The organism is Streptomyces sp. NPDC127098 (genome assembly GCF_042722465.1).
Lineage (GTDB): Bacteria > Actinomycetota > Actinomycetes > Streptomycetales > Streptomycetaceae > Streptomyces > Streptomyces millisiae.
In genome coordinates this window covers 84,519-101,370 of record NZ_JBHXFJ010000001.1, presented here as the reverse complement: position 1 = coordinate 101,370, position 16,852 = coordinate 84,519, and the positions used below count along the sequence as shown (strand labels likewise).

The following is a 16,852-nucleotide window of genomic DNA, read 5'->3' as shown; positions in this document are numbered from 1 at the left end:
CGCCGCCCCCCCGCGGGGCGGGGCGGGTGCCGGGGGGGGGGTGGGGGGGCCCCCCCCCCCGGGGGGGGGCCCCCCCGACAGGACGTCAGGCATCACGTCCCGGGGCTGGTTGTCGCCTCAGGACGTGCGGCAGACCGTGCCGTTGAGGGTGAAGGCCGTGGGCGTCGGGTTGGCCCCCTCGTTGGCCCCGACGAAGCCGAAGGTGGCCGATGAGCCGCCGCCGGGGGCCAGGACCGCGTTCCCGCCGTCGTCGGTGACGTGCACCCGCCGCCCGTCGCTGCTGACCCGCGCGTTCCAGGCGCTCTGGACGGACTGTCCCGCGGAGGGCCAGGAGAAGTCCAGGCTCCACCCGTTGATCGTGGTGTCGCCGAGGTTGGAGACGGTGACCGAGGCGACGAAGCCGCTGCTCCAGTTGCCGTCCACGCGGTAGGTCACCAGGCAGTTGCTGTCCCTCGGCGAGGTGGTGGTGAGGGTGAGCGGCTCGGAGGGGCGGGAGAGCCGGCCGTCGGCGTCCCTGGCGAGGATGTTGACGGTGTGTTCCGAGCCCGGCGGCAGGTTGCGGAGGGTCGCCGAGGTGGAGGTCGAGGTCGCGAGCAGTTGGGCGTTGGCGCCGAGCCGCTCGTACACCTCGTAGCGCACCGGGCTGCCCTGGGCGCTGGCGGGCCAGCTCACCGTGGCGGTGGTGCTGTCCACGGCGGTGACCCGCGGCGTGCCGGGGGCGCCGACTGACGCGCCGCCCGGGGTGGGGGAGACGGTCACGGTGGTGATCGAGTAGGGCGGCAGGACGTGCGAGCCGTCCTCGGGGGCGGGGATCCGCGTGACGTCGGTGTCGCCGCGCGCGTAGCGGTGGACGACGGGCGCCTGGGCGTTCGGGGCGTAGCCGGCGTAGGAGAGGTCCACCGGATAGGACCGCTCGGGATCCTTGTTGATCAGCATGACGGCGAGGTCGCCGTCGACCTGGTGCACGGCGTGGACTGAGACCTGGTCGCTGCTGGAGGTCGCGGCCACCATGGTGTCGCCCGGGCCGCCGAGCGTGGTGAGGGACTTGATGCCGTAGTAGGGGTGGAACGGCGTGTGGAGCGGCGGTTGGCAGACGTCCCCGACGCAGCCGCCGCTGGAGAGGAGGCCGGCGTCGTTGAAGTCGAGCTCGCCGTCGACCCGGTTGACCTCGGTCGGGCCGTTGTGGGTGTTCCACCAGTCGACGTTGAAGACCCCGTTCTCCAGGGCCGTCATGTAGGCGTCGGCGGCGAACAGGCCGTTGGGCCGGCTGTTCTGCTGGACGTTGGAGTTGATCTCGGTCAGCGCGATGCCGATCTCGGCCGAGCGCTCGCCGGCGTAGCGGTCGATCTGCCGGCGCACCTCGCGCAGTTGGCCGGGGAGCCGGCCGATCCGGTCCAGGGCCTCGTCGGCGGTGGCGCCGCCCGGGTAGGAGTGCACGATGACGAAGTCGATGGCGTCCGCGACCGCGGCCAGCACCGTGTGGTTCCAGTCGGCGGAGTCGCCGGGGCCGACGATGCCGTCCGGCCAGTCGCCCGGGGTGGTCAGCACGGCGCCGATCTCGATGGTCGGGTCGACCGCCTTCATCGCCTCGGCGTAGGCCAGGACGTTGCGCGCGTACTCGTTCGGGCTCTTGTCCGCGTGGTCGTCCTCCTCCCACGGGGAGCCGTAGTGGCCGTTGCCGTAGACCTCGTTGCCGATCTCCCAGTACCTGGCGCCGTAGCTGCGGGTGATGTTCGCGTAGCGCACCCACTCCGCGGCCTCCTCGGGGGAGCCGGTGCCGTAGTTCGCGATGATGACCGGCTGGCCGCCGGTGGCCCGCACCGTGCCCATGAACCTGTCGAACTCGGTGTTCGGCGCGACGTAGCCGCCGGGCGCGGTGTGGTCCTCCCAGTGGTAGAGGTCGCCGTAGGACCCGCCCGGGTAGCGCATCGCCCCGATCCCGGCGTCGCCCATCAGCGTCGCGACCTCGGGGTCGTTCATGTGCGCGTCCCAGATCGCGGTGTTGACGCCGAAGGCCGCCTCGTCGATGGTCCCGAGCCCCAGGGCGGCGTTGACCGAGACCGCCACGGCCGGGTCCACGGCCGGGTCGGCGGTCGGGTCCGCGGCGGCCGGCGACTGGACGGCGACCGCCGCCACGGCGGCCACGGCGGCGGTCAGGCCACGGATGCTCCTCGACCTGCCGGGCGGACGGGGGGTGAGCGACATGCCGGCTTCCTCTCCGAGAGGCGGACGGGTCTTGGGAGCGCTCCCAAACGCTCCCAAGAATGTCCCAAGCGCGGCATGGCCGCGTCAACGCTCGCGTTACCGGTTTCCGGAAGGAGTTGGGGAGAGTTTCGGTGATCGCGGCGGACGGGCGTCGAACGGCCGTACCGGGAGCCCGTCTTCCGGGGTGTCACAATGTGGTCCTCACCAGCGCGGGCGGTGGCAGGTCATCGGGAGGGCGACCATGGCTGACAACGGATCCGGGGAGCCGGCCGGCCGGGAGCCCGAGGGCCCCGGCGCCTCCAGGCCGGTCACCATCGCGTACATCGCCGAGTCGGCGGGGGTCTCGGTGCCGACCGTGTCGAAGGTGATCAACGGCAAGTCGGGGGTGTCGGCCGACACCCGGGCCCGGGTCGAGGAGTTGGTCAACCGCTACGGGTACCGCAAGCCGGCGGGCGCCGGCCGCAGCAACGTGGTGGAGCTCGTCTTCCGCGAACTGCAGAGCATGTGGGCGGTGGAGATCATCCGGGGCGTGGAGCAGGTCGCCCGTGAACACCGCGTCGGCGTGCTGGTGTCCGAGTTCGGCCTGCACGACTCCGCGCCCGCGACCTGGGACGACACGGTCTCCCGGCGGCCGAACTGCGTGCTGTCCGTGGCCCAGCTCTCCCCGGCCGAGCGCGAGCAACTCCGTGCCAAGGGCATCCCGTTCGTCGTCTTCGACCCGACCACCGAGCTGCCGGACGACGTCCCGTTCGTCGGCGCCACCAACTGGTCGGGCGGCCGGGCCGCGACCCGTCACCTCACCGGGCTCGGGCACCGCCGCATCGCCATGGTCGCCGGCCCGGAGGACGTGCTGTGCTGCACCGCCCGGCTCGACGGCTACCGCTCCGCGATGCGGGGCGCCGGCCTCCAGGTCGATCCGGACCTCGTCGTGCACGCCCCGCTCACGCCCGAGGGCGGCGCCGCCGCGGCGCGTCGCCTGCTGGCCGGGGCCGACCGGCCGACGGCGGTCTTCGCGGCGAACGACCTGCAGGCGCTCGGCGTCTACCAGGCCGCGCGCGAGGCGGGCCTGCGGATCCCCGACGACCTGAGCGTGGTGGGCTTCGACGACCTGCCGGTGGTCGCCTGGGTCGACCCGCCGCTGACCACCGTGCACCAGCCGCTCACCGAGATGGCAGCGGCAGCGACCGAGTTGGCGCTCGCCCTCGGCCGTGGCGAGCGGGCCCCCCAGCTCGGCCTTGAGATCGCCACCACCCTGACGGTCCGGCAGAGCACGGCGTCGCCCAAGAACTGACCCCGCGGGCCGCAGGGAGCGACGGGCACGACCATTGACCCCTGCCCGGGCCGTCGCTACCTTCCCTGAGAAAGTGTCGGGAAATGGGAGCGAAAGTTTCCGCTCTGATCCGCTGACAGTTGCCCTGCGCCGTCGGCGCACCGCCACGGCGCCACCCACCCCGAAGCGACCCCGGTGGTCGCCCCTGGAGGTGCTCATGCGGAGGTCGGTTCGTTCGTCCTCGTCCCGCCTGGTCGGCCTGGCCGTGGCCCTGGCGCTGGCCGCCGCGGGCTCCGTCACGGCGGCCGCGCCGCCCTCGTCCGCCGCGTACACCGCCTCCGTCTCGGTCGACGCGGGCGCCCGGCTGGCGACGATCCCGGACACCGGCGTCGGCATGAACGTCGCCGTCTACGACGAGAACATGAACCACCCGGCCATCCCGGGTCTTTTCCGGGACGCCGGGGTCGGGATGGTGCGCTATCCGGGCGGCAGCTACGCGGACGGCTACCACTGGGAGACGCACACCGTCGAGGGCGGCTACGTCGCGCCGAACACCGAGTTCGACAGGTTCATGGGCACCGTGCGCGCCGCCGGCGCCCAGCCGATCATCACCGCGAACTACGGCTCGGGCACGCCCGAGGAGGCCGCGGAGTGGGTGCGGTACGCGAACGTGACCAACGACTACGACATCGAGTACTGGGAGATCGGCAACGAGGTCTACGGCAACGGCCACTACGGCGCCACCTGGGAGATCGACCACCACCCGGACAAGAGCCCCCGGGAGTACGCGCGCAACGTGCTCGCCTACGCCGAGGCGATGCGGGCGGTCGACCCGGACATCAGGATCGGGGCGGTGCTGACCACCCCCGGGTCCTGGCCGGACGGCATCATCGGTCCCGGGGACACGACGGACTGGAACAACACGGTGATGTCCATCGCCGGCTCGGTGATCGACTTCGTGATCGTGCACCACTACCCGAGCGCCAACGGCCAGCCCGACCTGCTGGACGCGCCGGGGACGGAGATCCCGGGCATGGCCACGGCGCTGCGGTCGCTGATCAACCGCTACGCCGGCGCCAACGCCCCGAACGTGGGCATCGCGGTGACCGAGGCCGCCGCCACCGCCTACAAGAACACCTCGCCCAGCGGCCTCTTCGCGCCGGACGAGTACCTGACCTGGCTGGAGAACGGCGCGTTCACCCTGGACTGGTGGAACCTGCACAACGGCACCGACTGCCGCAACATCACCCAGGTCGAGGGCGCCACCGACTACGACGACGGCGGGATCCTCTCCAGCGGGGCCGCGTGCGAGCCGCCGTTGAACACCCCGTTCCCGCCGTACCACGGGGTCCGGATGATCACCCGGCTCGGATCGCCGGGCGACACCCTGGTCCGGGCCACCGGTTCGACCGCGCTGGTGTCCGCGCACGCCGTCCGGCGGGCCGACGGCGGCCTGAGCGTCATGCTCATCAACAAGGATCCAAGGAACGAGGCCACCGTCGACCTGTCGTACCGCGGCTTCACGCCGTCCCCGGCCACCCCGACGGTGTACTCCTACCTGAAGAACGCCACCTCGATCGGCTCTACCACGGCGGGCAGCGCGACCCGGCAGACCGTGCCCGCCTACTCGATCGTGGTCGTGCGGCTCCAGCCGGGCGGCTGACGCGGTGCCGCGCCCGCCGGTCGCCGACCGGCAGGCGCGGCACCGGAGCCGAACGGGGCGGCGGCTACCGGCGATCGCCCGACGAGGTCGGCACCGCCTCGCCGTGGTGCGGCGAGGCCGCGGCCCCGCGGGCCGCCGGCTCCGGCGGCGTCGCGGCGCGTTCGGCCGGCCCCCAGGTCTCGCGGGTGGTCAGCACCCCGACCAGGCCCACGGCCGACACGGCCACGTACAGGCCCGCCGGGCCCCACCAGTCGAAGGAGTCGGCCAGCAGCACGGCCACGAAGGGCGCGAAGCCCGCGACCGAGGCGGCGGTCTGGTAGCCGAGCGACGCGCCCGACGTCCGCGTCCCGGTGCGGAACAACTCGGCGAACCACGCCGCCTGGGTGCCCGTCAGCGCGGCGTGGATGACGCCGATGGCGATCAGGAAGGTCAGCACGATCGGTATGGCCGCGCCCGTGTTGGCCATGACGTACATCGGGATGCCGAACGCCACGGCGAGCAGGCAGCCGGCCAGGTAGACCGTGCGCCGCCCGACCCGGTCGGTCAGCGCGCCGGACAGCACGGTGGTGCCCACGGCCAGCAGGCTGGCGATGACGACGCCGGCCAGCGCGACGCCGCGGTCGTCCTCGTTGCGGTCGGTGATGTACGACAACAGGTAGGTGGCCGTCAGGTAGTAGGCGCAGGACTCCACGACCCGCAGGGCGATGATGCGCAGGATGTTGCGCCAGTCGTCCCGCAACACGGTCAGCAGCGGGTTGTGCACCGTGTCGCCCTCCGCCTTGGCGGCCTCGAACTCCGGGGACTCGCTGAGCTTCATCCGCACCACCAGGCCGACGACGATCAGCAGCGAGCTGGCCAGGAACGGCAGCCGCCAGGCCAGGTCGCCGTCGATCGAGGCGGAGAGCAGGAAGGCGATGTTGGCGAGGGCGATGCCGAGCGGGTTCCCTGCCTGGGGTATCGCCGCGTACAGGCCGCGTCGCCGGCGCGGCGCGTGCTCGAACGTCATCATCACGGCGCCGCCCCACTCGGCGCCGAACGCCAGGCCCTGCACGCAGCGGATGATCACCAGCAGCACCGGGGCCGCGGCCCCGATCTGCGCGTAGGTCGGCAGCAGACCGATGAGGACGGTGGCCACGCCCATCACGAGCAGGGCACCCACCAGCACCGGCTTGCGGCCGTGCCGGTCGCCGAGGTAACCGCCGAGCGCCCCGCCGACGGGGCGCATCAGGAAGCCGACGCCGAGCGTGGCGAAGGCGAGCAGGGTGCCGACCAGCGGGTCGGACTCGGGGAAGAACGCGTCGCCGAAGTACAGGGCGGACGCGGTGCCGTAGGCGACGAAGTCGTAGTTCTCCACGCAGGTGCCGGCGGCGGACGCGAGTGCCGTCTTGAGACGGCGGCCCGGAGCGGAGGGAGCGGGGGGAGCGGAAGGGGAGTCGGGCGCGCTCATGCTGGGTCTCCTTTGATCACTCTGTGCGCGGGGGAGGTGGGGAGGGGAGGTGGGGACCGTGGGGACGGGGGTGGGTTCGGGGAGAGGCGGGTGGGCCCGGCGGGGAACGGGCGTCAGATCCGGTCGGCGAGCTCGCGGGCCGAGCGGAGTTCGAGGTCGTGGAGCTTGGCCACGCGGCGCACGGTGTCCTCGTCGTTGTCGAACCGCGCGGCCAGGAACGCCTCAAGCACCTCGGTCGCCGTCGCGGGCCCGACCAGCCAGGCCCCGATGGCGATGGCGTTGGCGTCGTCGTGCTCCACGGCCTGGTGCGCGGAATACACGTCGTGTCCGAGGCCGCACCGGATGCCGGCGATCTTGTTGGCGGCCATCAGGGCGCCGGCGCCGGTGCCGCACACGAGCACCGCGCGGTCGGCCCCGCCCCCGCGCACCTCGTCACAGGTGGCGAAGGTGATGTCGGGGAAGTCGACGGGCTCGTCGCTGTTCACGCCCCGGTCGAGCACCTCGTGTCCGAGGCGGACCAGGGTCTCGCGGACGTGCTCCTTGAGCAGCAGGCCCGCGTGGTCGTTGCCCAGTGCTATGCGCATGGTCACTCCTTGCCGGTGAGTTGGGAGGTGGGGCGGGTCCCTGGGACCTCGCTCAGGCTGGGGATCGATGTCATGGCGCCGTGCCGGGTGACGGTGAGCGCGGCGGCCGCGGCGGCCCGGCGCAGCGCCGTCGGCAGGTCGTCACTGCCGTCGGCCAGCGCGGCCGCCAGGTATCCGGTGAAGGTGTCGCCGGCGGCGGTGGTGTCGACGGCCGTCACCGGGACGGCGGGGACGTGCAGCACGGGTTCCCGGCCGCCGGCCGGCGCCGCGTACGCGCCGCGCGCGCCCACCGTGCACACCACCAGCAGGTTCAACGCCCGCGCCAGGGCGGCGACCTGCTCCTCGGGCGCCCGCTCGGCGACGCCGAAGAGGTCGGCCACGGCGCGCGCCTCGTGGGCGTTGACGATCAGCACGTCGAGGTCGTCGGGGTCGAGGTGGCGCGCGTCGGTGGGGGCGGGGGCGGCGTTGAGCACCACGGTGGCCCCCCGGGCCCGGGCCAGCCGGCCGGCGGCCGACACCACGGCGGGCGGGATCTCCAGTTGCAGCAGCACGACGTCGCCGGGTGCGACGGCGGCCAGGCCGGCCTCGACGTCCCGCCCGGTGAGGGTGGCGTTGGCCCCGGGCGCCACGATGATGCGGTTGCCGCCCCCGGGTTCGAGCAGCACCACGGCGAGCCCGGTGGGTGCCTCGGGATCGGTGCGCACCGCGGCGGTCGCCACGCCCGCCTCGGCCAGCGCCCGCCGCACCAGGTCGCCGTGCGCGTCGGCGCCGGTGGCGCCGACCATGCCGGTGCGGGCCCCGGCGCGGGCGGCCGCCACCGCCTGGTTGCCGCCCTTGCCGCCGGCGGTGACGCGCATCCCGGCGCTGAGCACGGTCTCGCCGCGCTCCGGGAACGTCGTCAGCTCCAGCAGCTGGTCGGCGTTGAGGCTTCCTACGACGTGCACTGAGGGCATGGGGGAGTGTCCTGCTTTTCGGGGAGTTGGCGGTTCGGGGGGTTCGGGGAGGTTCGGGTACGTCCGGAGGAGCGCGCGCCTCGGGTCAGTGACCGGTCCGGCCGGTGGAGGACTCGCGGACGACGAGGCGCATCGGCAGCACCTGGGAGGCGGCGGGTCTGCCGTCGATCACGTCGAGCAGCAGTCGCATCGCCCGCTCGCCGAGGGCCCGGGCGTCGTGGGCCACCACCGTCAGGGGCGGGTCGAGCTCGCGGAACAACTCGATGTCGTCCAGGGCGACCAGCGCGATGTCCGTGCCGATGCGCCGCCCCTGCCTCCGCACCTCGCCCAGCGCGCCGACCGCCATCAGGCTGTCCGCGGCCAGCAGCGCGGTCGGCGGTCGGCGGCCGGCGAGCAGCTTCGCGGTCGCCGCGGCCCCGCTGGCGCTGCGGAAGTCGCCGACCGTGACGAGCTCGGCGTCGTCGTCCAGGCCGTGCCGGGCCACGGCCGCGAGATACGCCTCGTGCCGGGCCCGCCCGGTGGACACGGAGGAGGGCCCGCCGATGTACCCGACGCGGGTGTGCCCCAGGGCCGCCAGGTGGGCCACGGCGAGCTCGATCCCCTGGGCGTTGTCGGCCGTCACGCTGGGCACGTCGAAGCCGTCGACGGTCCGGTCCACGAACACCAGCGGGGTGCGGGCCCGTTCGACCGCGCGGAGGTTGCCGCCGCCCTCACCCTGCGGCGCGACGATGATCCCGTCGACGCGCTGCGTGAGGAAGGCCTCCAGGTAGGTGTCCTGTTGCGCGGTGTCCTCGTTCGCGTTGGCCAGCAGGGTCACGTACGAGGAGGCGAGCGCGGCCTGTTCCGCGCCGTGCGCGATGTCGGCGAAGAACGGGTTGCGCACGTCCGACACCAGCAGGCCCACGGCGTGGCTCCGGGTCGACCGCAGGGCCCGCGCCCGGGCGTCAGGACGGTAGCCGAGCTTCTCGGCCGCCGCCCGCACCCGTTCGCGCGCGGCGGGCGAGGTGGCGGTGTTGCCGGAGAGCACGCGCGACGCGGTGCCCACGGACACGCCGGCGAGCGCCGCCACATCCCTGATCGTCACCGTGCCGTCCACGCGTAACCCTTCCCGTCAGCTCGTCGTCCCGTTCGTGGAAACGATTCCATGGAATCGTTTCCAGGGAGCATGGATCAGGGGTGGGGCGTCCGTCAAGGGATGTGCGTGGACCGTTTCCGCGCGGTGGGCGGAGCGGGACGAGGGGTGCGCGGCCTCAGCCGATGCCGATGGCGGTGAGGAACACCAGCACGACGGTGGCCACGGCGAACAGGCCGTGGACGCGGACCACCGGGACCGGGAAGTGTCGTTCGGCGAGCTCGTCGTGGGCCGCGGAGTCCTCCCGGTGGACGGGCAGCCAGCGGGCCAGCATCGTGAAGCCGAGCAGCGCGACGACCAGCAGCAGCACGAAGGCGATCCAGGCGAGCGCCCGCGTGTCGACGATCAGGTAGATGATCCAGAGGACGAGGCCGGTCACGGCCAACACGACGTGGCCGAAGATCACGGGGACCGGCAGCCGGCTGTGACCGCTCCTGGTGCCTCCGCGCGCGAGCCAGGTGCCGAACATGAAGATGCCGCCGAGGGCGGTGACCAGCCAGGTGATCAGTGCGGCGATGGCCATGGGAACTCCCTTGTGCGGTGCCGGCCCCCAGGATGGCCGCGGCGGTGCCGTGGCCCCCGGCAGCCGGGCGAGCGGTTCACCCCATCGAGGCCCCCGGACGCCGCCGCCTGGCCACCGAACGCCGCGCCGGCGACGACGGGGACGATGTCGCGAGGCTCAGGGCGCGGAGCGAAAACGCGTGGCCCAGGCTGATCGCCGCTCGGTACGGTCGCGGCCATGACGGTCGTGGAGGCGCCGGGACGCGAGCGCGGACGAGCCCGGGCCCTGCTGCTCGTCCTGTGCGGAACGATCTTCCTGGAGGGCAGCGACGTCGCCATGCTGGCCGTCGCCATCCCCACCATCCGTGCCGACCTCGGCCTGACGACCGGCACCGCGGCGTGGGTGATGAGCGGCTACGTGCTCGGCTACGCCGGTTTCACCCTGCTCGGCGGCCGGGCCGCCGATCTGCTGGGCAGGCGGCGGATGTTCCTGACCTGGCTGGGCGTCTTCCTGGTCTTCTCCGCGCTGGGCGGCTTCGCGACCGACGGCTGGACGCTGGTCGTGGCCCGGTTCGTCACCGGCGTGGCGGCGGCCTTCATGACCCCCGCCGCCATGTCGATCATCACCACCTCCTACCCGGAGGGGCCGCGGCGCGACAGGGCCCTGCTGATCTTCGCCGGGGTCGGCGCCGGCGGCTTCTCGCTGGGCCTCGTCATCGGCGGGCTGCTGACCGAACTCGGCTGGCGCTGGGTGTTCTTCGCCCCGGTGTTCCTGGCCGGCGCCATCCTGCTCGCGGCGCTCGGTCTGGTGCCGGCCGAGGCCCGCCCCGAGCCGGCGCGGCGCGGCTACGACCTGGCCGGCGCGGCCAGCGCCGCGGCCGCGATGCTCCTGCTGGCGTACGGGGTCGTCCGGCTGGAGCGCGGCGGCGAGGGGTTCGGGCTGACCCTCGGCGCGTTCGCCGCCGGGCTGGTGCTGGTGGCGGCGTTCATCGCCGTCGAACGGCGCGCGGCGGCGCCGCTCGTCCGGCTGGGGATCTTCCGCAAGGCCGCGATGGTGCGGGCCGACGTCGGCGCGCTGCTGTTCCTCGGCGCGTTCTTCGGCTTCCAGTTCATCGTCACGCTCTACCTCCAGGAGCTGCGCGGCTGGTCCTCCCTGGAGACCGCGATCGCGCTGATCGTCATGGGCTGCGACGCCGTGCTGGCGCCCCTTCTCACCCCGCGCCTGGTACGCCGCTACGGCAACGGCCGGGTGATCTTCGGCGGTTTCCTGCTGGCGATCGCGTCCTACGGGCTGTTCCTGCCGGTCGAGGCGGACTGGCCGTACCCGCGATGTTCCCGAGCCTGATCACCGCGGGCGTCGCCTTCGCCCTCGCCTACGGTCCGCTCACCATCGCGGCGACCGACAGCGTGGCCGAGGAGGAGCAGGGCCTGGCCGGTGGGCTGCTGTACACGTTCACCCAGTTCGGCTCGGCGGTCGGGATCTCCGCGGTGACCGCGGTGTACGGGATCGCCGCGGCCGGCTCCGACGGTTCACCGGGCGCGGTGTTGGACGCCTACCGCACCGCGCTCGTCGTCCCGGTCGTCATGGTGCTGCTGGGGGCGGTGGTCTCCGCATTCGGCCTGCCGGCCGCCGAGCGGCGAATACCGGTTGCCCGGGTCGGCGGCCGTCCCTAGCCTCCAGGCATGGTCGCCGCGGACTACGAGGAGTTGGTCGCCGCCGCGCTGGCGGCGCCGGTCGAGGGGTGGGACTTCGGCTGGTCGGCCGGCCGCGTGCGGGGCTCGGACCCGTCCTGGTCCTATCCGGAGGAGGCCCGCGCGCTCCTCGCCACCGCGGAGCGCCTGCTGGACGTCGACACCGGCGGTGGTGAACTGCTGGCCTCGCTCCGGCCCCTGCCCCGGCACACGTGGGCGACCGAGGGCTGGCCGCCGAACGTCGCCGTCGCCCGCGCCCGACTGGAACCGCTGGGAGTCACCGTCGTGCCGACCACCGACCGGGAGACGCTGCCGCTGCCGGACGGGTCGATCGACGTCGTGCTGAACCGGCACGGACGGCTGGCCGCGCCCGAGGTCCGGCGGGTGTTGCGCCCCGGGGGCGTCCTGCTGACCCAGCAGGTGGGCAGCGAGGACTGCGCCGAGCTGAACCACGCTCTCGGTGCCCCGCCGGCGCGCCCGCCCGGCAGTTGGGACCTGCGCACGGCGCGCGAGGCGCTGTCCGCGGCGGGCATGGAGCCGATCCGGACGGCGGAGGAGCACCCGGTGCTCACGTTCCACGACGTCGGCGCCCTGGTCCACCACCTGCGCCTGGTCGCCTGGCAGGTTCCCGACTTCAGCCCCGAGCGCTACGACTCGGCGCTGCGCCGCCTCCACCGGCGGATGTGCGCGGAGGGCCGCCTCGACGTGCGCGCGCACCGGTTCCTGATCATCGCCGAGCGACCGGACGACGGTCGTCGCTGACGATTCGGCGCACTACCGCGGCGCCCCGGCCTCGGCCGACGACGGCGCTCAGCTCCGGCCGCCGACCAGGTCCCGGGCGGCCTGGGCGAAGGCACGGACGCGGGCGGTGGCGCTGTCGGTCCGCCACAGCAGGCCCCAGCGCAGCGGTGGCGCGTCGGTGAACCGGACATAGGCGACGTCCGGGCGGACGTAGTACCGCCTGGCCTGGGCGCCGACGGGGAAGACGCCCTGGCCGGCGCCGATGAGGGTGAGCATCTCGTTGAACGTGGCCGCCGAGGGCCCGGGTTCGATCGGCCGGCCGGAGGGGGTGGTGCGCGGGGTGCGGTCGGCGCGCAGGGATTCGGGCAGCGTGTCCGGGAGCTGGAGCAGCCGGACCCGGGCCAGGTCCTCCAGGGAGACCGACTCGCGGCGGGCGAAGGGGTGCTGTGCCGGCACCGCGAGCAGGCGCGCCTCAGACACCAGGGGCGGTCCCGTGGCGATGCCGGGCTCCTCGACGGGGAGGGTGCCGAGCGCGACGTCGATCTCCCGGTCGCGCAGCCAGGGCATGAGATCGGTCATCTGCGCCTCGCGGAGTCGCACGTCGCAGTCGGGGTGGCGTCGCCCGAAGAGCTCGGCCGCCCCGACCAGCAGTTGGCCGCCCGCGGCCCCGACGAAGGCGGCCCGCAGCGTGCCGGTGACGCCGCGGCCGGTGGCGACGGCCTGTTCCACCGCGGCGGCGATCTCGTCCCAGGCGGGCCGCGTCCGCTCGTACAGCTGCCGCCCCACCACGGTGAGCTCCACCCGGCGGCTGGTGCGGTTGAACAGGGGGACGCCGACGCGCCGCTCCAGCCTGGCGATGGTCTGGCTGATCCGGGCGGTCGACACCCGCAGCCGCTCGGCGGTGCGGCCGAAGTGCAGCTCCTCGGCGAGGGTGAGGAACGCTTCGAGCTCGTGTCGCTCCAGCATGGTCACCCCTCCGATCGTTAAGTCACCGTTGACGATCCTTGCACAGGAGCGCGTTGATCGGCTCCCCGCCGCGTTCGAGAGTGGAGGCGCTCGACACCCCCTCGTTCGCCCTGCTGAAGAACCGCTACGACGTCGAGCTGATCCGCGACGGCGAGCGCTGGGTCGCACGCCGCACGCGCGTCGACAACGCCCGGTACACCGGCGACCCCACCGCGATCTTCGCCTGACGGACCAACCACAAGACCATCACCGGAGGAAGGCTCCTCATGAACCCCATCGACGAACTGCGCGCCACCGTGCGCGGCCAGGTGCTGCTGCCCGGCGACCCCGGCTTCGACGCGGCTCGCCGGCCCTGGAACCTGGCCGTGGAGCAGCCCGTGGCGGCCGTGGTCGAGGCCGCCGACGCCGACGACGTCGCGGGCCTGGTCCGGTTCGCGCGCTCCGCCGGCCTCGGCGTCGCCACCCAGCCGAACGGGCACGGTGCCACCGGCCGCACGGACGGCACGATCCTGCTGCGCACCCGGCGGCTCGACTCCGTGGAGATCGACCCGGTCGCCCGCCGCGCCCGCGTCGGCGCGGGCGTGTCGTCGGGGCGGCTCCAGGCGGCGGCCGCCGAACACGGCCTGACCGGTCTGCCCGGCAGCTCCCCGGTCGTCAGCGTCGCGGGCGTCGCGCTGGGCGGCGGGCTGAGCTGGTTCGGCCGCGCCCACGGCTGGGTCGCCGACAGCGTCGCCGCCCTCGACATCGTCGACGCGGAAGGCCACCGGCGGCACGTCACCGCCGCGACCGACCCCGAGCTGTGCTGGGCGCTGCGCGGCGGGGGCGGCGAGTACGCCGTCGTCACCGCCCTCGAACTCGCCCTGCGCCCCGCGCCGCGGCTGTTCGGCGGCCGGATGCTGTGGACCGCCGAACACGCCCCGGCCGTGCTGGACGCCTACCGGCGCGTCACCGCCACCGCTCCGGACGAACTGACCGTCTGGTTCGACCTGCTGCACTTCCCCGGCGCCGAGCCGATGGTCGCCGTGGACGTCACCCACCTCGGCGACCAGGACCGGGCCCGCCACCTGCTGGCCCCGCTCGACGCGCTGCCCGCGCCCCTGTCCGACTCCAGACGCGTCATGTCGGTGGCCGAGCTGGGCACCATCACCGCGGAACCCACAGAGCCTGGCCCCGGCCGGTCGCGCGGCGAGCTCCTCACCGAACTGGACGACACCGCCGGCAAGAGCCTGCTGGCCGAGCCCATCGCGCCCCTGCTCAGCGTCCAGCTGCGGCACCTGGGCGGCGCGTTCGCCCGGCCCTCGGACAGCCCGCACGGCCCGCTGACCCAGCCCTACGCGCTCTACCTGTTCGGCATCCCGACCGACCCCGACACCGCCCGGGCCGTCACCGCCAGGCAACGCGCCCTGGTCGACGCCCTCCCGGTGACCGGCCGCAAGCCGCTCACCTTCCTCAACCCCGAGGAGACCGCGGCCGACGCCTTCGCGCCCGAGGCGTTGGACCGCCTGCGCGACGCCAAGCGCCGGCATGACCCGGGGAACACCTTCCGCGGCAACTTCCCCGTGCTCCCCTGAGGGGACGGCCTCACCGCCTCGGGGTGAACGGCTCCGAGGGGTAGCCGGTGTCGAAGTGCATGTAGTCGGGCACGTCGATGTTCTGCCAGATCCAGCCCTCGTCGACGAACGTCTGCCAGACCAGGCCGCCTTCGAGGACCTTGCCCCGGCCCTCGGTGCGCGCGGCGAACTCGGCGCTGGGGGACCAGCAGTCGCAGCGCAGGTCCATCCACGGGTTCTCCAGCGGGTTGACGTCGATGGCGCGGCCGTTGGCGTGCGGGGACTCGTCCTCGGGAGCGTTGATCTGGTCGGGGCGGCGGCAGTTGTAGGCGGCCGTGTTGTCGTCGGCCATGCTGGCGTCGTTGTCGCCGTCGTACTCCTCGACGGGCCGCATCCGGCGGATCGGGAAGCCCTCCTCGAACAGGCGGGTGAAGACGCGGACGACGCTGTCGGCGACGTCGGCGTTGACCACGAGGACCCCGCGGGCGATCCCGCCGTCGAAGTCGACGTGGTTGATCTCGACCCGCCGCAGGTCCTCGCGGGTGGCCGGGCAGCCCTCGCGCCACATGCCGGACGCGACCATCTCCTCCCACTGTTCGACGGGCACCTCCCGGACGACGGGATCGGCGCCCGGTGGTTCAGGGGTGGTGGGGTCGGGGGTGGTCGGTTCGGGTGTCGTGGGTTCGGGTGTCGTGGGTTCGGGCGTCGTGGGTTCGGGGGTGGTCGGTTGAGGTTCGGTGGGCTCGACGGTGGGGCCGGTGGAGGAGTCCTGGGAGCCGGAGCAGGCCGTGGTGGCCAGGAGCAGGGCGGTCAGCAGGGCCGTCAGCGGTCGACGGACGGTCACCGGTCCGGTCCCTCCGGGCGGCGAGGGCTCAGGGGGAGGTCGTAGGTGGCGAGCAGTCGGCCCTCCGGGGTGCGGGTCTCGCCGCGGGCGAGCCAGCCGTGTCGTTCGTAGTAGGGCCCGGCGCCTTCGGGGCCGGCGGCGGTGACCAGGCTGGCGCGGGCGCAGCCGGCCTCGGTGGCGTCGGCGACGAACCGTCCGATCAGGGCCGCCCCGACGCCCAGCGACCGCGCCTGGCGGGCGACCACCACGTGGGAGAGCACGGCCGTGACGCCCGGGCTCGGCGCGGGCCCCGCCGTCCCCCGGCGGGGGACCAGCCGGCGCAGGTACCGCCCGAGGCGGGTGCGCAGGAAGTGCCAGGCCAGGCGAGGGCGGACGGCCAGGCTCGCCACGGCGCGCGCGGCGAGCCGTGGGCCGTGCGAGCGCAGCACGTGGCGCCGGTGGGCCGGCGGGTCGAGGACGCCGACCAGGAAGCCCACCGGATGGCCCGCGGCCTCGACCACATAGGCGCGGGCGTGCCGGCCGGTGAGATAGGTCCGGGTGTAGGAGGTCAGGAAGCCGGCGCCGAGCCGGGCGAAGAAGCCGTGCGGGAAGTGGTCGAGGTGTTCCGCCACCACGAACGGCAGGTCGGCCGGGGTCATGGGGCGCAGGAGACGCGGCGGCCGTTCGCCCGGGGGCCGCATCGCCGGGATCACCGCCGGGCTCAGGGGTCCCACGGGCGTCTTGCCCTGGGCCGGGGCATGGTCGGACCGCGCGGAGACGCGGGGGTCGGCATCCACACCCGCAAGCTACTACAGTCTGTAGGAATTCGTGGAGGAGGGCTTTCCGGCCTCCGGTCGCGGCGGAGCTCCGGCCGCCGGGCAGACTGGGCCCCGGCGGCTCCACGGCCGCCGCCGGGCAGCGCGAGAGAACGAGGGTGAACGACGATGCGGCCGCTGGGAGATCTTGAAGCCGAAGTCATGAACGTGGTGTGGCACAGCGCCGAGCCCGTGACCGTGCAGAACGTCGCCGACTCCCTCAACGAACGCCGCCCGCTGGCCTACACCACGGTCATGACCATCGTGGACCGGCTGCGCGCCAAGGGCTGGCTGACCAGGGAGAAGGCCGGCCGCGCCTACCGGTACACCGCCGCCCGCTCCGCCGACGACTACACCGCCGCCCTGCTGGAACAGGCCCTGGACACCACCGCCGACCGCACCGGCGCCCTGGTCCGCTTCGCCGGCCGCCTCGACCCCACCGAGGCCGCCGCCCTGCGCGCCGCCCTCACGCGGGTCGAGAAGGACCCCGACACCCGCGAAGGAGACTGA

At 73.8% G+C, this 16,852-nt stretch carries 15 protein-coding genes and 1 pseudogene; 7 read left to right on the top strand and 9 right to left on the bottom strand.

The window, feature by feature from the left end:
* Positions 1-117 precede the first annotated feature (117 nt).
* Positions 118-2,205 carry a cellulose binding domain-containing protein gene (locus ACFWI8_RS00470; protein ID WP_387083936.1) on the bottom strand — a complete coding sequence of 696 codons (2,088 nt, stop codon included), beginning with the start codon at positions 2,203-2,205 and terminating at the stop codon, positions 118-120.
* A gap of 241 nt (positions 2,206-2,446) precedes the next feature.
* Here ACFWI8_RS00470 and ACFWI8_RS00465 point away from each other — a divergent pair, with 241 nt between their 5' ends.
* Together ACFWI8_RS00465 and ACFWI8_RS00460 are read left to right on the top strand one after the other, a co-directional pair.
* A complete protein-coding gene (locus tag ACFWI8_RS00465; protein WP_387083934.1) occupies positions 2,447-3,496 on the top strand; it encodes a LacI family DNA-binding transcriptional regulator in 1,050 nt (349 codons plus the stop codon).
* A gap of 196 nt (positions 3,497-3,692) precedes the next feature.
* Entirely contained in the window at positions 3,693-5,138 is a 1,446-nt protein-coding gene (locus tag ACFWI8_RS00460; protein WP_387083932.1) for a cellulose-binding protein, read from the top strand.
* Between the two features lie 64 nt (positions 5,139-5,202).
* Here ACFWI8_RS00460 and ACFWI8_RS00455 read toward each other — a convergent pair whose 3' ends face one another.
* The 5 genes from ACFWI8_RS00455 to ACFWI8_RS00435 form a co-directional block, all read right to left on the bottom strand.
* Positions 5,203-6,585 carry an MFS transporter gene (locus ACFWI8_RS00455; protein ID WP_387083930.1) on the bottom strand — a complete coding sequence of 461 codons (1,383 nt, stop codon included), beginning with the start codon at positions 6,583-6,585 and terminating at the stop codon, positions 5,203-5,205.
* A gap of 113 nt (positions 6,586-6,698) precedes the next feature.
* Entirely contained in the window at positions 6,699-7,169 is a 471-nt protein-coding gene (locus ACFWI8_RS00450) for an RpiB/LacA/LacB family sugar-phosphate isomerase (protein WP_311600599.1), read from the bottom strand.
* A 2-nt stretch (positions 7,170-7,171) separates the two neighbouring features.
* Complete coding sequence (locus ACFWI8_RS00445) at positions 7,172-8,122, bottom strand: ribokinase (RefSeq protein ID WP_387083928.1); 951 nt, start codon at positions 8,120-8,122, stop codon at positions 7,172-7,174.
* A gap of 85 nt (positions 8,123-8,207) precedes the next feature.
* Positions 8,208-9,206, bottom strand: a complete 999-nt coding sequence (locus tag ACFWI8_RS00440) for a LacI family DNA-binding transcriptional regulator (RefSeq protein ID WP_387083926.1) — start codon at positions 9,204-9,206, stop codon at positions 8,208-8,210.
* A 166-nt stretch (positions 9,207-9,372) separates the two neighbouring features.
* The gene (locus ACFWI8_RS00435; protein ID WP_387083924.1) at positions 9,373-9,777 is read right to left on the bottom strand and encodes a hypothetical protein; all 405 of its coding nucleotides are present in this window, start codon (positions 9,775-9,777) and stop codon (positions 9,373-9,375) included.
* Between the two features lie 216 nt (positions 9,778-9,993).
* On the opposite strand from ACFWI8_RS00435, the pseudogene ACFWI8_RS00430 reads away from it, so the two are divergent.
* Both ACFWI8_RS00430 and ACFWI8_RS00425 read left to right on the top strand, forming a co-directional pair.
* Positions 9,994-11,429, top strand: a pseudogene (locus ACFWI8_RS00430) (MFS transporter).
* A gap of 9 nt (positions 11,430-11,438) precedes the next feature.
* Positions 11,439-12,209 carry a class I SAM-dependent methyltransferase gene (locus ACFWI8_RS00425; protein WP_387083922.1) on the top strand — a complete coding sequence of 257 codons (771 nt, stop codon included), beginning with the start codon at positions 11,439-11,441 and terminating at the stop codon, positions 12,207-12,209.
* A 48-nt stretch (positions 12,210-12,257) separates the two neighbouring features.
* Here ACFWI8_RS00425 and ACFWI8_RS00420 read toward each other — a convergent pair whose 3' ends face one another.
* Positions 12,258-13,154 carry a LysR family transcriptional regulator gene (locus ACFWI8_RS00420; RefSeq protein WP_387083920.1) on the bottom strand — a complete coding sequence of 299 codons (897 nt, stop codon included), beginning with the start codon at positions 13,152-13,154 and terminating at the stop codon, positions 12,258-12,260.
* Between the two features lie 53 nt (positions 13,155-13,207).
* Here ACFWI8_RS00420 and ACFWI8_RS00415 point away from each other — a divergent pair, with 53 nt between their 5' ends.
* A complete protein-coding gene (locus ACFWI8_RS00415; RefSeq protein ID WP_387083918.1) occupies positions 13,208-13,381 on the top strand; it encodes a hypothetical protein in 174 nt (57 codons plus the stop codon).
* A gap of 39 nt (positions 13,382-13,420) precedes the next feature.
* Positions 13,421-14,725: an FAD-binding oxidoreductase gene (locus ACFWI8_RS00410; protein ID WP_387083916.1), complete on the top strand. Its 1,305-nt coding sequence runs from the start codon at positions 13,421-13,423 to the stop codon at positions 14,723-14,725.
* 10 nt (positions 14,726-14,735) lie between these two features.
* Here the strand turns inward: ACFWI8_RS00410 and ACFWI8_RS00405 are convergent, their stop codons facing one another.
* The gene (locus ACFWI8_RS00405) at positions 14,736-15,548 is read right to left on the bottom strand and encodes a M15 family metallopeptidase (protein ID WP_387083914.1); all 813 of its coding nucleotides are present in this window, start codon (positions 15,546-15,548) and stop codon (positions 14,736-14,738) included.
* Entirely contained in the window at positions 15,545-16,186 is a 642-nt protein-coding gene (locus ACFWI8_RS00400) for a GNAT family N-acetyltransferase (RefSeq protein ID WP_387083912.1), read from the bottom strand. The genes ACFWI8_RS00405 and ACFWI8_RS00400 overlap by 4 nt, the downstream gene beginning before the upstream one ends.
* A 285-nt stretch (positions 16,187-16,471) precedes the next feature.
* Between ACFWI8_RS00400 and ACFWI8_RS00395 the strand changes: the two genes are divergently transcribed.
* Positions 16,472-16,852 (top strand): BlaI/MecI/CopY family transcriptional regulator, encoded by a 381-nt coding sequence (locus ACFWI8_RS00395; RefSeq protein WP_387083910.1) that lies wholly within the window; start codon positions 16,472-16,474, stop codon positions 16,850-16,852.

Bases quoted from the DNA above. Each gene is read 5' to 3' on its own strand.
- ACFWI8_RS00455 (WP_387083930.1), bottom strand. From the start codon at position 6,585: ATGAGCGCGCCCGACTCCCCTTCCGCTCCCCCCGCTCCCTCCGCTCCG.
- ACFWI8_RS00420 (WP_387083920.1), bottom strand. From the start codon at position 13,154: ATGCTGGAGCGACACGAGCTCGAAGCGTTCCTCACCCTCGCCGAGGAG.
- ACFWI8_RS00445 (WP_387083928.1), bottom strand. From the start codon at position 8,122: ATGCCCTCAGTGCACGTCGTAGGAAGCCTCAACGCCGACCAGCTGCTG.
- ACFWI8_RS00465 (WP_387083934.1), top strand. From the start codon at position 2,447: ATGGCTGACAACGGATCCGGGGAGCCGGCCGGCCGGGAGCCCGAGGGC.
- ACFWI8_RS00425 (WP_387083922.1), top strand. From the start codon at position 11,439: ATGGTCGCCGCGGACTACGAGGAGTTGGTCGCCGCCGCGCTGGCGGCG.
- ACFWI8_RS00395 (WP_387083910.1), top strand. From the start codon at position 16,472: ATGCGGCCGCTGGGAGATCTTGAAGCCGAAGTCATGAACGTGGTGTGG.
- ACFWI8_RS00460 (WP_387083932.1), top strand. From the start codon at position 3,693: ATGCGGAGGTCGGTTCGTTCGTCCTCGTCCCGCCTGGTCGGCCTGGCC.
- ACFWI8_RS00410 (WP_387083916.1), top strand. From the start codon at position 13,421: ATGAACCCCATCGACGAACTGCGCGCCACCGTGCGCGGCCAGGTGCTG.
- ACFWI8_RS00470 (WP_387083936.1), bottom strand. From the start codon at position 2,205: ATGTCGCTCACCCCCCGTCCGCCCGGCAGGTCGAGGAGCATCCGTGGC.
- ACFWI8_RS00400 (WP_387083912.1), bottom strand. From the start codon at position 16,186: ATGACCCCGGCCGACCTGCCGTTCGTGGTGGCGGAACACCTCGACCAC.
- ACFWI8_RS00435 (WP_387083924.1), bottom strand. From the start codon at position 9,777: ATGGCCATCGCCGCACTGATCACCTGGCTGGTCACCGCCCTCGGCGGC.
- ACFWI8_RS00450 (WP_311600599.1), bottom strand. From the start codon at position 7,169: ATGCGCATAGCACTGGGCAACGACCACGCGGGCCTGCTGCTCAAGGAG.